The 15,226-nt window shown below is 48.0% G+C and carries 10 protein-coding genes and 1 pseudogene; 7 read left to right on the top strand and 4 right to left on the bottom strand.

Annotated features, from left to right (window positions below; genetic code table 11):
- Positions 1-571: 571 nt before the first annotated feature.
- A complete protein-coding gene (gene fhuA, locus ENGE1_RS02150; RefSeq protein WP_064360513.1) occupies positions 572-2,746 on the bottom strand; it encodes a ferrichrome porin FhuA in 2,175 nt (724 codons plus the stop codon).
- Positions 2,747-3,316: 570 nt separating this feature from the next.
- On the opposite strand from fhuA, the gene ENGE1_RS02145 reads away from it, so the two are divergent.
- The 4 genes from ENGE1_RS02145 to ENGE1_RS26550 all read left to right on the top strand — a co-directional run bounded on the left by ENGE1_RS02145 (position 3,317) and on the right by ENGE1_RS26550 (position 9,691).
- A complete protein-coding gene (locus ENGE1_RS02145; protein ID WP_064360512.1) occupies positions 3,317-4,441 on the top strand; it encodes an efflux RND transporter periplasmic adaptor subunit in 1,125 nt (374 codons plus the stop codon).
- A 13-nt stretch (positions 4,442-4,454) separates the two neighbouring features.
- Positions 4,455-7,547: an efflux RND transporter permease subunit gene (locus tag ENGE1_RS02140; RefSeq protein ID WP_064360538.1), complete on the top strand. Its 3,093-nt coding sequence runs from the start codon at positions 4,455-4,457 to the stop codon at positions 7,545-7,547.
- Positions 7,534-9,015, top strand: a complete 1,482-nt coding sequence (locus tag ENGE1_RS02135) for an efflux transporter outer membrane subunit (RefSeq protein ID WP_203457918.1) — start codon at positions 7,534-7,536, stop codon at positions 9,013-9,015. The genes ENGE1_RS02140 and ENGE1_RS02135 overlap by 14 nt, the downstream gene beginning before the upstream one ends.
- A 121-nt stretch (positions 9,016-9,136) precedes the next feature.
- Positions 9,137-9,691 (top strand): Fur family transcriptional regulator, encoded by a 555-nt coding sequence (locus ENGE1_RS26550; RefSeq protein WP_081214693.1) that lies wholly within the window; start codon positions 9,137-9,139, stop codon positions 9,689-9,691.
- A 56-nt stretch (positions 9,692-9,747) separates the two neighbouring features.
- On the opposite strand, the gene ENGE1_RS02130 is transcribed toward ENGE1_RS26550, so the two are convergent.
- Together ENGE1_RS02130 and ENGE1_RS02125 are read right to left on the bottom strand one after the other, a co-directional pair.
- Positions 9,748-10,542, bottom strand: a complete 795-nt coding sequence (locus ENGE1_RS02130) for an SDR family NAD(P)-dependent oxidoreductase (RefSeq protein ID WP_064360511.1) — start codon at positions 10,540-10,542, stop codon at positions 9,748-9,750.
- A gap of 156 nt (positions 10,543-10,698) precedes the next feature.
- On the bottom strand, positions 10,699-11,550 hold the full coding sequence (locus ENGE1_RS02125; RefSeq protein WP_064360510.1) for an AraC family transcriptional regulator: 852 nt from the start codon (positions 11,548-11,550) through the stop codon (positions 10,699-10,701).
- A 239-nt stretch (positions 11,551-11,789) separates the two neighbouring features.
- Here ENGE1_RS02125 and ENGE1_RS27855 point away from each other — a divergent pair.
- The 3 genes and pseudogenes from ENGE1_RS27855 (at position 11,790) to ENGE1_RS26540 (ending at position 14,508) form a co-directional block, all read left to right on the top strand.
- Positions 11,790-12,698, top strand: a pseudogene (locus ENGE1_RS27855) (helix-turn-helix domain-containing protein).
- A gap of 173 nt (positions 12,699-12,871) precedes the next feature.
- Positions 12,872-13,261: a hypothetical protein gene (locus ENGE1_RS02120; RefSeq protein WP_064360509.1), complete on the top strand. Its 390-nt coding sequence runs from the start codon at positions 12,872-12,874 to the stop codon at positions 13,259-13,261.
- 380 nt (positions 13,262-13,641) lie between these two features.
- Positions 13,642-14,508, top strand: coding sequence for a hypothetical protein (locus ENGE1_RS26540; protein ID WP_073971300.1), 867 nt, complete (start codon positions 13,642-13,644; stop codon positions 14,506-14,508).
- A 233-nt stretch (positions 14,509-14,741) separates the two neighbouring features.
- Here the strand turns inward: ENGE1_RS26540 and ENGE1_RS02115 are convergent, their stop codons facing one another.
- Positions 14,742-15,164, bottom strand: coding sequence for an Lrp/AsnC family transcriptional regulator (locus ENGE1_RS02115; protein WP_064360508.1), 423 nt, complete (start codon positions 15,162-15,164; stop codon positions 14,742-14,744).
- Positions 15,165-15,226 lie beyond the last annotated feature (62 nt).

The following is a 15,226-nucleotide window of genomic DNA, read 5'->3' as shown; positions in this document are numbered from 1 at the left end:
TGTTTGAAACCAAAACGATTAACGTGACAACACCAGCGCAAAAGTGTGCTGCTTACTTACATCCATAAAGCGGTGTATCTGGAAGCCAGAAGGGCAATGATACAACGTTGCTCTGACTATCTAGATGCGTGCCGGGGGAAGTATGTTCCGCCCTATAATCGGGGCCGAATAAACTGTTTTAGAATAACTCAAGCTAGCCTGACATAATTAATGATAAAGTGAAAGCAGATCCTACACATTTAGGATCTGCTTTCTTTAGTTAAAAACTTGAACCTGCCATAACTAAAATAACCCGCTCAATTAGAGTATTAAAATTTTGTTTGATAAAAAACCGCTAGCGACAGTTTTCTACTATCGGTATATTTTCCTGACTTTACCGTCATGGAGGCTTAGTTTTAAAGACTTCTTATACTAATACACCGAAGCGTTCATTCCTAAACGTCACCGAAATTCTCAGCGGAAAAATCACTCTATATATTAGATACAGTTTATCAACATTTCGTTTACTAAAGTAACTGGTATCTCACTCATCGCCTGCAAGAAAACCAATGATTTTCGTAAGTGCTATTTTTTAAAACCTAAAAGTAGCGGTCGCTGTAATCTGACGCTCAGCTCCGTAATAACACGCTGTAGTGGCGTAACAACCTGCCACGTACTCTTTATCAAAGAGATTGTTAACGCTGACTCCAACATTAGAGCCCGGTAAATTAAACCTGGCCAAATCGTATTTAACTGCTGCATTCCAGATGGTATAGGACTTAACTTTGAATGAGTTGGCACTATCACCTTCAGTTGAACCGATATACCGTCCCCCGAGTCCAAGTGTCAACCCGCTCAGTGCGGTTTCATGAAAAGTGTAATTACCCCATAGTGCCGCCATATTTTTTGGAACTTCAGATGGCCGATTATCCTTGTACAAGGTGTCTTTTGTATATTCTGCATCCGTATAGGAATAATTTCCTATAACGTCCACATTTTCAGTTAACGCCGCTTTAGCTTCAAGCTCAATACCTTTTGACCGTATTTCACCGTTTTGCACTGAATAATAAATATGTTCGGGATCCGTACTCAAATTTTTATTCTTTGTCAACTGAAACACCGATAAGGTTGCGGAAATCAACCCATCATCAGGGATATATTTTAATCCTGCCTCATATTGTTTAGCTCGTGACGCCAGAAATGTTTTACCTGCATAGTCAGTGCCACTTGTGGGCAGGAAAGATTCACTGTAACTGAAATAAGGTGAAATACCGTTGTCAAACAGGTAGTTCATCCCACCCCGCCATGTAAACTCATTATCTTCCTGCTCCGAAACAGCATTATTGCTCAGGCGATTGACACTGTCTGTTTTGGACCAGTCGTAACGGCCTCCTAGAGTTAATACCCAGCGATTCCATTCAGCCTGCTCCTGCAGGTACAGTCCCGTTTGCTCCTGGTGATCAACCTGGCTGCTGGTACTGTAATACTGCACCGCGGTGTTGCCATAAACAGGATTTATAAGATTCAGATTTGATGCCAGACCAAAGGCATGCCAGATGTCGTTTCGAGTACGTCGATAATCTACGCCCAAAAGCAGGGTGTGATCTACTGTATCTGTAGAAAACTTGCTCTGTGCCTGAGTATCGACCGCGAAGGTAGATAAATGCTCCTTGAACGCCAATGCCCCTCTTGTTAACTGAGTAGGATCAACGGCGGAAATACTACTACCATAGATAGTTTTATAATCCATATCGACCGTTCCATACCGCAGGTTCTGACGGACGGTCCAGTTATCATTGAGCTGATGGTCGAATGTATAACCGACTAACTTCTGGTTTCGGGAGATTTTATTATAACCCGGTTCACCATCATTAAAGCTTGTCGGCAATTTACCTCCGGCACCATTAGTCACGGTTCCATCTTTAGGTAAATAACCAAACCAGCCAATGTCAGGTTCATCGAGGAAGCTGCTTAAAAAAGTGAAGCTAGTCTTATCATCTGGACGCCAGGTAAATGACGGTGCTATGGAATAACGCTTTGCTTTTTCGCCAGTTTGTTGTTGATCTTGATCGCTTGCGACACCAGTCATTCTGTAGGTTAATTCTCCGTTATCATCGGCCGCACCGCCAAAATCAAAAGCAGTCTGAAAAAGATTATGATTCCCCATTTTAAACTGAAGTTCACGTATGGTTTCCGCTGTAGGACGCTTGCTCACTAGAGAAATAATTCCCCCTGGGTCACTCAGGCCATATAAGACAGAGACAGGACCGCGCAATAATTCTGCACGCTCAACCATATAAGGATCAACTTGGAATGATGCATAACTATCGTTCTGAAGTTTTAATCCATCAAGATAAATATTATCCGCAATCTGGCTAAAACCTCGAATATTGACTGAGTTGAATCCAGTTACAGACCCTCGGTTGTCAACCATCACACCTGCTGAATAACGAAAAGCATCTTTTAGCGTCGGGGGATCCAGCAAATCCATTTCTTCACGAGTCACGACGGTGATCGACTGTGGTGTTTTAATTAACGGAGTATCTGTTTTGGTACCTGTCGCACTGCGTTTTGCTACCATTGTACCCACTGGCCCCCAGGCATTTTCAGAAGTTGAGCTCTGACCATTAGTGGTAACCGTCATCGTATCTTCTGTAGTAGAGGTCGTGGGACTGTCTGACGATACTGCCGGAAATGACAATGAACTGATAAACGCACTGATCATGACGGTAGAGGGACGTAGAACCAGAGCTTTTTGCAATTTCATTTATATACTCGTTTGGATTAAGTGAGAAATAATGTCGTGAGATCATTTTCCAAGACTTAGAAATAAATGCCCTATATTGGCTGGCTTAATATTTCCTGATTTATCAATATCGGTGATATGAACCCGCGCCTGCTACCCATTTTCTTGTAGATGCCCACCAACTTTCACCCCAGATACTTTTCTGAAAAAAATTTCTGCGAAAAAAGACCATTCAGTATCTAGGGATGTACAGCGCCGATACACTCAAATAAAACTCATTCTCATTAAACTACGAGAATTAATGTTGCGATAGCGAAATACAGCCATATGGTTTTTCAATACAGCCAAATTGTACTTTAAAAGTCTTATTGGCTGGAATGCGAAATAACATGACAAATTTTCGCAATGTCTCTAATTCATCGAAAGGATAGAGTGTCAATCAAAATGCCTGGATGTGGGCAAAAATGCGCTTAAGCACAGCTTAATTTCAAATCGATGAGGAATAATCATGCATCTACGAAACACTCGGGGGCAATTATCGCGGCTCTGCTCCCAAACCATGTCTGTTTTCCCTGACAAAGGTGAGCATTTATGAGCCTCGCGATGAATCGCCATGTGAAGCCAGCAGTCATCAGCATACTCGCCCTCATTATAGTCTTCAGCCTGCTCTACACCTGGCGAAGCCTCCGTAGCAGTGGCGCAGAACAACAGACTCTGCCACCTATACCTGTAACTACAATCCGCGCAAAAACCAGTAATGTCGCAGATCAATTGCAAGCCGTTGCGAGTTTGCAGGCAGTACGTGAAGTATTGCTTGCTCCGGATACATCAGGGCGTGTGACCGCAATTAACTTTGAATCGGGCCAGTTTGTGAAGGAAGGAGACGCCGTGATACAGCTTTATGACGCTCCGGAACAAGCGGATCTCACTTCTGCCAAAGCAAAAGCTGATTTTGCGCAACTGCAACTTCGACGCACACAAACATTATCCAAAACGGGGGCCGAGTCCCGCGAACTTCTTGAACAGCGCATGGCGGAAGCCGCCCAGACCGCAGCCGCGGTCCGGCAACTTGACGCACGTATCCAGCAGAAGACCGTTCGTGCACCATTTCCTGGTCAACTTGGTATCCGTCATATCAATCCTGGTCAGTACCTTAATGCGGGTGATGAAATCGCCACGCTAACCCAGCTCGACCCCCTCTACGTTAATTTCACGCTACCTCAGCAGGATCTGCCCAAATTAACACCGGGCGCATCGGTGCAGGTGACGGTAGATGCCGCACCGGGCCGGATATTCACCGCCAGAATTAGTACTGTCGAACCGAGAATTGATAGTGAAACACGTAACGTGACTATTCAGGCGTTGTTGCCTAATGCGGACCTGTCTCTGAAATCCGGAATGTACGCGACGGCACGACTGAGCTTACCCGCTACTACTGATGCCATCGTTCTCCCCCTTACGGCGATCCAGACTTCTGCTTCTGGCGACAGCGTGGTACTCGTGCAAAGCGCTAATGCGCAGGGGATCGGCAAAGCAATCGCCGTACCGGTGGTCACTGGTCCGCGACTCAGCGAAGAAGTCATGGTGCTGCAGGGCGTTAAAGCCGGTGACATTGTGGTGACGGCGGGTCAGAACCGCCTGCCGCCCGGTGCTACCGTGAAAATCAGCAATAGGTCTACTTCATCAGCTATCGCTTCAGATGCAAACGCACAATAGGAAAAAAAACATCGTGCACTTCACTGACATCTTTATTCGCCGACCGATCCTGGCGCTGGTCGTCAGCTTGCTTATCCTGCTGATGGGCATAACAGCCGTCTTTCAGTTACCTGTACGGCAATACCCCTTTCTCGAAAATGCCACCATCAGCGTGAGTACCACCTTACCTGGCGCAACACAGGAGGTTATGCAGGGTTTCGTTACGACGCCGATTGCACAATCCATCGCTACCGCCAGCGGTATTGAATACCTGACTTCGACCACGACACAGGGCAAGAGTGTAATAAAGGCACGGCTGGTACTTAACGCCAACGCCGATCGCGCAATGACTGAGATTCTCGCCAAGGTGCAGCAAGTCAAGTACCAGTTGCCGTCCGGTGTGACGGACCCGGTCATCAGCAAGTCTACCGAGGGCAGTACAGGGGTCCAGTACGTGGCTTTCTACAGTAAGACGCTGACGATCCCGCAGGTAACGGATTTCGCCACCCGCGTGGCACAGCCCATGTTTACAGGAATTCCCGGCGTAGCCTCTGCCAACATTCTGAGCGGCCAGACCATGGCGATGCGCGTCTGGATCGACCCGATAAAACTTGCCGCTCGTGGTCTATCAGCCGGGGAGGTTGCGGCCGCGTTGCGCGCCAACAACGTGCAGGCCGCACCGGGGCAACTCAAGAGTGCCTTGACGGTTACTAATATCAGTGCTGCGACCGATCTGCGAAATGTTGAAGATTTCCGCCAGATGGTTATCAAGTCCAACCCCGAAGGTGGCGTGGTGCGGTTGTCGGATATCGCCACGATGGAGATCGGTGGTCAGAACTACAACAGTGCCTCATTCGCGACCGGCGTTCCTGCAATCTTCATCGAGCTCCAACCTACCCCGGATGGCAATCCGATCGATATCGTCAAACACGCACAGGAGCTGATTCCAAAGATCCGTGAAATGGCACCGCCTGGACTCACGGTAGCACCCAATTACAACGTGGCTACCTTCGTAAATGCTTCTATCTCGGAAGTCAAACACACGCTTGCTGAAGCCATAATTATCGTTATCGCGGTAATTTTCCTTTTCCTCGGCACGTTTCGTGCGGTCATCATTCCGGTCGTCACTATCCCGCTTTCTCTGGTGGGTACCGCTGCACTGATGCTGGCGTGCGGCTTTTCGATCAATCTTCTGACCCTGCTTGCGATGGTACTTGCGATTGGTCTGGTAGTAGACGATGCCATTGTAGTGGTGGAGAACATCCATCGACATATTGAGGAAGGCTTGTCCCCTGTACGCGCGGCCCTTTTGGGCGCTCGAGAGATTGTCGGCCCGGTGATAGCAATGACAATTACGCTTGCAGCGGTATATGCGCCCATCGGTATGATGGGGGGGCTGACTGGCGCGTTGTTCAAGGAATTTGCTTTCACTCTTGCTGGTTCGGTTCTCGTCTCCGGCGTGGTTGCACTTACGCTATCGCCAGTGATGAGTTCAATGCTGTTGAGTTCAAAACAGGGCGAAGGGCGCCTCGCAAAACGGATCGAGCATACCATGCAGGGGATGACCGCTATCTACGGACTGTTGCTGGCGCACACGCTATCTGCGCGTGGTGTGGTGTTACTGGTAGGAGCAGTAGTCATGGGGACCATCATAGTGCTGTTCTCAGGTACCCGTCATGAGTTGGCACCGATGGAAGACCAGGGCATTGTCCTGGCCGTCACCAAGGCACCCCAGTATGCAGGAGTTGCTTACAGCGCACATTATGCAGAACAAATCGAAAAAGTGTTTGAGTCGATACCGGAATTTGAAAGCAGCTTCATCCACATCGGCGATTTCTCCGGGGGGCAAAACCTGACTATTGCAGGCGCGATTCTAAAAGACTGGTCCGAGCGCAAGCGTTCATCCACCGAGATCCAGGGCCAAATTCAGGCTGCTGGCGGTGCCATCGATGGTGAAACCGTCACGGCTGTTCAGATGCCGCCGCTACCAGGCTCCAGCGGTGGCCTGCCTGTACAGATGGTGCTGCGCTCGCCTGACGACTTTCAGACGTTATACGAGACCGGAGAGAAGATCAAAACAGCGGCCTATGCCAGCGGATTGTTCCTTTATGTACAAAATGACCTGGCCTTCGACAGCCCACAGGCACATATCAGTATTGACAATGTCCGCGCCAGCGAAATGGGTGTGACTATGCAATCTGTTGCCGATACTCTGGCGGTGCTGGTTGGCGAGAACTATGTCAACCGCTTCAACTTCCATGATCGTTCCTACGATGTGATCCCGCAGGTACGTGGTAGCGACCGTATGACGCCGGAAGACCTCGGACGTTTCTACGTCAAGTCTACTTCCGGTGCTCAGGTGCCACTCTCAACCGTGACTCGCGTTGAGATGCGTCCACAGGCCAACCAGCTTACCCAGTTCGGCCAGATGAACTCGGCGACACTGGAAATGTTGCCAGCGCCAGGGGTTAGCATGGGGGAGGCAGTCACATTTCTGCAATCACAGGCACTGCCCCCCGGAACCAGCGTGGACTGGCTCAGCGACAGCCGCCAGTTCGTGCAGGAAGGTAACCGTCTGCTGGTGTCCTTTGGCTTCGCGCTGGTGGTTATCTTCCTTGTGCTGGCGGCACAGTTCGAAAGTCTACGCGATCCGCTGGTGATCCTGGTCACGGTACCGCTGGCTATCTGCGGTGCGTTGGTGCCACTGTGGTTAGGTTACGCGACGCTTAACATTTATACCCAGATAGGACTCGTAACATTGATAGGGCTGATATCTAAACACGGGATTTTAATGGTCACCTTCGCTAATCACATCCAGCACCATGAAAATCTCAGCCGCATAGAGGCCATTCAGAAAGCTGCGACGGTGCGTATGCGTCCCGTTCTGATGACAACATCGGCCATGGTCGCCGGTCTGGTGCCGCTTTTGTTTGCTGATGGTGCAGGTTCTGCAAGCCGCTTTTCTATCGGTATTGTGGTGGTTATGGGCATGCTTATCGGTACCTTCTTCACGTTGTTTGTACTTCCTACAATTTACAGCTTCGTTGCTAAAGATCACCGGGCAGTCGCTGAAAGCCCCCGCGCCCGCGAACTCGCCAGTACGGAGGCACCCGATGTCGAACTGTGATCTGTTTTCTGCCCACACTGATGCCATGACCATAGTTCTGCATCGGGCATTATTTCCCATTTTACGTGCCACTTTCCTGGTCACTGCGGTCGCAACCTTCGTCACCGGCTGCGCCAGTGGCCCCGATTACCATGCACCGTCTTTGCCTCAAACCGCAGTTGGCCCTTTTGTCAGCAAACCGGACCATACGGATACCGCTCAATCTCTGCCGACTGAATGGTGGAAATTGTATGATGACCCCATCCTGAACAGACTTGTCCAGGAGGCTCTTTCGGCCAATACCGAGCTGCGTGTCGCCCTTGCTAACCTCCAGCGTGCACGGGCTATTTACAAGGAAGCGCAAGGCGGCTTGCTACCATCTACCAACCTATCGGGCGGAGCAGGCTACGGACGCGACCAGACCACATGGACCGGCTCCGGTCAGGCACCCACGCAGTGGAGTTACAGCGGTGGACTTGACGTCTCTTATGAACTCGACCTGTTTGGCCGGGTTCGACGTGATATTGAAGCTGCGCAGGACGATACTGATGCCGTCGCTGCCGACTACGATGCGGCGAGAGTTATGGTGGTCGCTGAAACGACACGGGCATACGTGGGCGCCTGCGCCCAGGGCGAATCCATCGACGTAGCACATTCGTCCATTGAACTGGCCCGACGTAGTCTGGACCTCATCAGCAATCAGGCACACGCCGGAGCGGCATCACATCTGGACGTGGAGCGTGCCGGTGTCACGTTGGCTCAGGTCGAAGCCACTCTACCGCCTTTGCAAAGCCAGCGGGATGCTGCGCTGTTCGAGCTGGCTGCATTAATGGGTCGCACGCCATCACAGGTACCAGCTTCAGCACGTGCCTGCACCAAAGCACCAGAAATTGCTGAAGTGCTACCGGTCGGTGACGGCACTGCACTGCTGCGTCGTCGCCCCGATGTAAGACAAGCCGAACGCCAGCTGGCTGGCGACACGGCACGCATCGGCGTGGCGGTAGCCGATCTTTATCCGCGCGTGTCGCTGGGTGCCTCAGGAAACTACCTGCGTAATGACTATCTGAAAGGCAATCGCACCTGGTCTTTCTCAGTCGGTCCGCTGATCTCCTGGACATTTCCGAACATGATGGTGGCACGTAGCCGTCTCGCTCAGGCGAAGGCGCAAACCGCAGCATCGCTGGCTCATTTTAATGGCACAGTACTGAATGCGCTGAAAGAGTCCGAGCAATCATTGAGCGCCTATGGTGCCGCGATGCAGCAGCGTGAGGCGCTGATCGACGCACGGGATCGTGCAGGGAATGCCTTCCGGTTAGCTGAAGAGCAATACCGGGTTGGCTCGATCAGTTACCTCGATGTGATCGTAGCGCAAAACAACCTGATAGACACAAGGTCACAGGTGGCCGCAGCTGACCGACGGGTAGGTAACGCCCGGGTAAACGTATTTAAAGCCCTGGGTGGAGGATGGGAAAAGACCCGTACAAAATAACATCCCACACCAGCGCGCTGCATGTTCTGTGGTCGCGCTGGTACCCACGACTCATTTTCACCCAGCAGGCTTTACGTTGTAGCGCACAGCAGAAAAGCCGGCTCTGCAAAGGAAAATAAAGATGGCTTGTAATGACAAACCAAAATTCATTGATCGCATTACGTCATTTGGCAATAAAAGCACTTCAACATCAAAACAACTCGGGCGAACTAACTTAGTCGTCCCTGACTCCAGGGGGAACGACAGTCAGTCAACGCACATTCAACGTCTTAAAGCAAGCAATCTCAGGGCAACATTTGCACGAATTTCTATACTGAACACTCTGAGTCAAGCTGCACCACATTGTCTTGGTGCGGGTCAATTATATCGCCTCCTTAACTCGAAGCTATCCGGGAGCTTAACACAAGCCACAATCTACCGGGTGCTCAATGATTTATGGGTGGCAGGATTACTTGTCCGCACCGATGGAGTTCGTGGCCGTGCCACCTATGCACTCAAGCCATATAAAAAATCACATAACCAGGATAGCCTGCGTTGCAAATGTGGGGAAAAACTCATTTTTATTGAAGACCCGAAATTACATGAACATCTGCTCTCTCTTGCCGGTCAGGAAGGATTCGAACTTGACGGCGAGCCAGTATTTACTGTTACCATAATTTGCGCTGGCTGCTCATGATGAAAATGGTGGTTAACCGACGGCTTATCACCACCTATTTGTTGGATAGTTCTTTCTTACGCAATTGCTCTCACCACACCACCATCAACCCTCAGTGCTGCGCCGGTCGTAGCAGATGCACGCTCGCTACAGACATAAGCAATCATCGCAGCAATCTCTTGTGTCGTAGAAAATCGCTGAAGTATCGAAGAAGGGCGTGCTGTAGCAAAGAACTCCTGCTCAATGGATTTGGGATCAACACCACGCCCCGCCGCCATCTCAGCAACCATTGCGCCCACGCCCTCAGATGCTGTGGGGCCTGGAAGCACACTGTTAACGGTGATACCTGTACCGGCGAGGCTTTCTGCCAGTCCACGCGCCACGGCAAGTTGTGCGGTCTTGGTCATACCATAGTGGATCATTTCGGCGGGGATCTGTAAAGCCGATTCACTGGAAACAAATACAATCCGCCCCCAGTTACGCGATCTCATCGACTGCACGTAATGGCGTGAGAGGCGTATCCCGCTCAATACATTGGTTTCAAAGAAACGTAACCAGTCTTCGTCGGTGATGTCCCCGAACGATTTAGGTTCGAATATACCCAGATTGTTCACTAACACGTCGGTATGCGGCAACAGGTTTATCAGCGCTTCGCAACCTTCATTATGGCTCAGGTCCGCGGCAATTCCCGAGACCCGCGCATGAGGTAACTCATTCAGTATTTCAGCTACAGCATTGTCAACACGCGCCTGTGTCCGGCCGTTTACTGTCACAGATGCCCCTTCAGCTGCCAACATGCGGGCTGTAGCCAGCCCAATGCCTGCCGTTGAGCCCGTTACAAGTACACGTTTGTCACTCAATCCAAGATCCATAAATTTTCTCCGATATAAATGAAAACTCCAAATTTACCAGTTTCTGTATGAGATGGTTAGCGACGTCCGGCCAGAATATTGCTCAATACAGTCAATATTGTGCCTGGCAAAAATGAGTTTTTCTGAATATGTGGAATGCTAAGAGCGGCGCAACGTTTATTCCAAACGAATGATGCCAGGCATATGGGCGGAATCCCCCCCCGTAGAACCCGCCATTCGTTCAATTAGGTAACGACCAGGCGGTTTGCCCAATGCTTTCCGGAACATGGTGACAAATCCGCTGGCATTCTCATAACCAAGCTCCAGTGCTACTGTCTGCACACTTTCGCCCTTTGTAAGACGTTGCAGTGAAAGGATCACATGTAGCTGTCGACGCCAGCGACCAAAACTCATTCCTATTTCCTGTAACAGAAGCCTGCTCATACTTCGCTCGCTCATGCCGATACGATGTGCCCATACACCTAAAGAACATTTGTCTGTAGGATCGGCTAAAAGCATTTCTGCAAGCTGACGAAGTCGCCTGTCGCGAGGCATTGGCAAATGAAGATCTTCCACAGGAGCTAAAGACAATTCATCCAAAAGGGTTGCTATTAATCTCCCCTCACGGCCATCTGTCAGGTATAGCTGGGGAAAACCAACCACTTTCAACAATAATTCTCGCATCAATGGCTCTACTGAAATAGTGCAACAGGTTTTAGGAAGCCCTGGCGCCGCGTCTGGTTCAACGAACAAACAATAACACTCGGTATCACCAGAACCTCGGGCCGAATGAGGCAAATTACCTGGGATCCAGACCGCACAGTGCGGAGGGACAATCCACACGCCGTCTTCCACCTCGCAATTCAACATACCTTTCACCGAGTAGATCAGTTGCGCCTTGCGATGCTGATGCCGTTCCTGTTCCCAACCTGTAGACACCATTGAAGCCCTCATGACAGAGACAGGCCTGGGAATACTATCGACATCGGGTAGTACAACAGAATCGAGAGAGTAATCTATGTTTGACATGATCTTAATCGGACCTCAATTTTCGGGAAAAGATGGCAGGATTGAATAATATAATGACCAACATTCGCAATGCAGTCTAATGCTGAATCGCGTATTTTTAATTTAACATTCACATACTCGAAATTTTCCCGGAAAACTCGCATTGGAGTGGGTATCGCGAAGTTGTCAGAACAGCAAGAGGGAGTAGAAGCACAGAAACGCTCCCTTTCACAATTGTTGAATACAATGGGGGACGATTTATGAACCAAGGTACAATAATTTTCGACTTGCTTACCTGGCTTGAAAACCACCTTACAAATCCGTTGTCCCTGGATAATGTCGCACTCAAAGCCGGATACTCAAAATGGCATTTGCAACGGATGTTTAAAGAAGTCACTGGTCACGTAATGGGGAGTTATATTCGCGCCCGCAGACTGTCAAAAGCGGCCGTGGCACTACGATTAACCAACCGCCCGATTCTGGATATTGCCCTGGAGTATCACTTCGATTCTCAACAGACATTTACACGTGCCTTCAAAAAGCAGTTTAGTCAGTCCCCCGGCAGGTATCGACGTTCGTCAGACTGGACTGCCTACGGGCTTCTACTCCCTATCCACCCAGGTGATTTAACTCTTCCTAAATCAATCTTCATGACTTTCCCGGAAACTGTGCTAACAGGTCAGACACAAAGTTATACCTGTGAGCCCAACTGCTCACCAGTTATCAGGATGAAATGAGGTCCCATTTCTGGGGGATTACAAACTGACCCCCTGTATGGTTTATGGGCTGCATCAGGTCCGGTATGGACGTGAAAGGGACAACAAACTGGAAATTTTGTATACCACTTCGGTTTCATCTTACGTACTGACGCAGCCTTTACCTTCATCACAAACCACTCTTCTGGAAGCCGGAGCCTATGTGCACTTCACTTATGAAATGACGTGCAAAAATCTTCAGAAATTCATTCATTTCGTTTTTGGACCATGTATGACTGCATTTCAACTGACGTGCAGGAACGGCTATGATATTGAGAAATTTATCAATAGTGGTAACAAAAGGGCACTAAACCACTGGTAAATATCCGCTGCGTATATCTGATTCCAGTCTCAGGGTGTTTACCTCCGTTGAAACGGAAGAAATCCCGGACACGCAAGTTAACCTGCCAATGAATTCAGGATGGGATCATTGAACTGGCCGAATTGAGCAATATTATGGCCAACCATCACAATGACGTTCTATAGACTTTTGGGTATGTTTGAATAAACCATGCTGGTATGTTGCAGCCTAAGGCTTTGCCCCTCAATGACAATAGATGAAACCAAAATTTGGAAGGAATATTACTATGCGGATTGATGCTACTCAGTTCCCTTTCGTGTGGATGCAAATCGCTGCCCCTGGCAATGATCCAGATGTATCCCCGTTTAAAGAGTTCGAAGCTCTGCTTGCTCGTAATGAGGTCTTCGTTTTCCTGAACGATGAAGGTGTTGCTCATGGCAAACACGAGCATTCGCCTGAAGAGATGAAGCTAACTACACGTTGGATGAAAGCTCACAAAAGTGAATTACGGTCCTTCGTCAAAGCCTCAATCCATATTGAACCAAACAATGCCAAACGGATTGCGGCCAAACCTTTTTCTATCGTATATGAAAAATTCTGGGGCTATCCTTTGATTATAACATCTTCGAAGGAAGAAGCTTTAGCGATAGCGCATAAATTGCTGTCAGAAGGGTAAAAAAGAATAGGCAGCCTTTTTTCCACTGATTTTAACCAGGTACTGACGACGGCGAAATAACAAAGAATAATACATCTAAAACCATCTCTGCTACTTGTATAACTCTTACGTATTACCGTAGTCAGGCCATTGATTATGAGCGAAAGCACTACCTTCAGCCGCATATATTTAGTATTGAAACCCCAGCACTAATATTTTTTAAATTGTTTTAAAAAATATAACAATTCGCAATCACTCAATATTCACCTTTATATTGTTACGGCGATATATTAAAATTCCCATCAAATAACATTATCTTTTTTTATTTTATCAAAGATACTGTTGCATGAAAGGAGTTGTACTATGTCAAAAAAAACATCATTTTAAATTTCCGAAACATAATGCCAGACTGGGTGACTATACAAGAAGCTGTTGATCTAGCCAGACAAAGGGGGAATCAAAGCCTGACAATAAGTGACATTTATCGTCAAGCCTTATCTGGAAACATCTACCTTTCCATTTACTTTCAGTCACCTGTCATATTAAAGAAAATCCAGTTTTCTAACAACAAAGTAAAACTGCGTCCTGTTGAGAATTCGCCAATACACCAACTATGCCTGGTAGACCATAACTGTTTTCAACAGGGGAGGAATTTAATTATCAGTACTGGTGATGAAGCCATTTCACCTATGCAAATGGTTATTGATACAACATTAGCGGGGTATGAATATGTTTTGGTGCAACGCTTACTGGCTCGAACTCTCAATATCCCCTCTCCCATTAAAGGAGCTAATGAAACAAATCATGGCATTTCAGTTTTTATTTATGGTAAATTATTTATCTTACTTGAAAAAATCACATGGATGGAACGGATAGAAAAACAAGTTAGGAGATTACCTCAAAATATCACCCCTGATATTCACGAACATTTTTTATCTCAGAATAAAGGAAAATACGCATATTTCCCAATTTATGAATTACCACGAGATGCAAGTTTTGTAATCCGGCGTACAGAACTTGAAAAAATAATCGAACTCCCCGTTAAAAATAAAACATCATATTCATCTTCAACAAGAATATCAACACCACTCTCCCGTCTGTTCTGGCTTTCCTGTAGGAATAATGAGGCCATAAGCCCATTAATCAACAAGCCATATAAACTACTCTCCATCTTTGAACAATGGGCATCAGCCGACGGCATTACCGATCATCTTAGTGGTGACACACTAAAAACCGCACTTGAGCGCGGTTCGCCCACATCAACCTAAACATCAAATTTAAATGATATTACTCAATTTAACCTGAAAGTCCGTATTAAGCATAACGACATCCTTAATACGGGCTTAGTAACTTCCCTCATTCACCCTTCCTGTGTTTTTTTGTCCTCTCCGGGCTTGTCCCGTTTACTTACACCTCCACCGCGTTATTTTTCTTGTGAATTGGTGTCTATTACCGTGTGTATAGTATGATATAGCGATGTACCAACTCCCATTACCCTACTCTAAGCCTTGCGTGTGGAGAGCAGGATGCTGGTTTCTGTATTATAGATCCCCTCAATCCGCCGAATACGCCCCAGGATTTGATCGAAGATCTCCAAATTGTCAGCCCGTAACTCCACCAGCAAATCCCATTTCCCGTTGGTGGTATGCAAGGTATGCACTGCCGGTTCTCCGCGCAGCTGCTGGACTATCACTGGGGCTTTTGCCCCTTCTACCGCCACACTCATCCAGGCCCTGATGCGGTTCTTCTCAACGCCAGGCTTAATTCTAATGGTGTAACCGGTAATAATACCTTCAGCCTCCATACTCTCGATACGCTTCTGTGCCGTGGTTCGCGATATTCGCACTTTTTTTGCGATATCGGTTACAGAAATACGTGAGTTTTCTCTTAGTAAGGCAAGGATCTGGCGATCGGTATCGTTCATTTAATCAATATGCTTATATCAATATTCAATATGCCAATTATTTATACTTTTTGAACAACTTT

It is taken from the genome of Pluralibacter gergoviae ATCC 33028 = NBRC 105706, from assembly GCF_001598855.1.
Taxonomy (GTDB): domain Bacteria; phylum Pseudomonadota; class Gammaproteobacteria; order Enterobacterales; family Enterobacteriaceae; genus Pluralibacter; species Pluralibacter gergoviae.
Note: the sequence above shows the minus strand (reverse complement) of the source record. Positions and strands in the feature narration are given on the sequence as shown.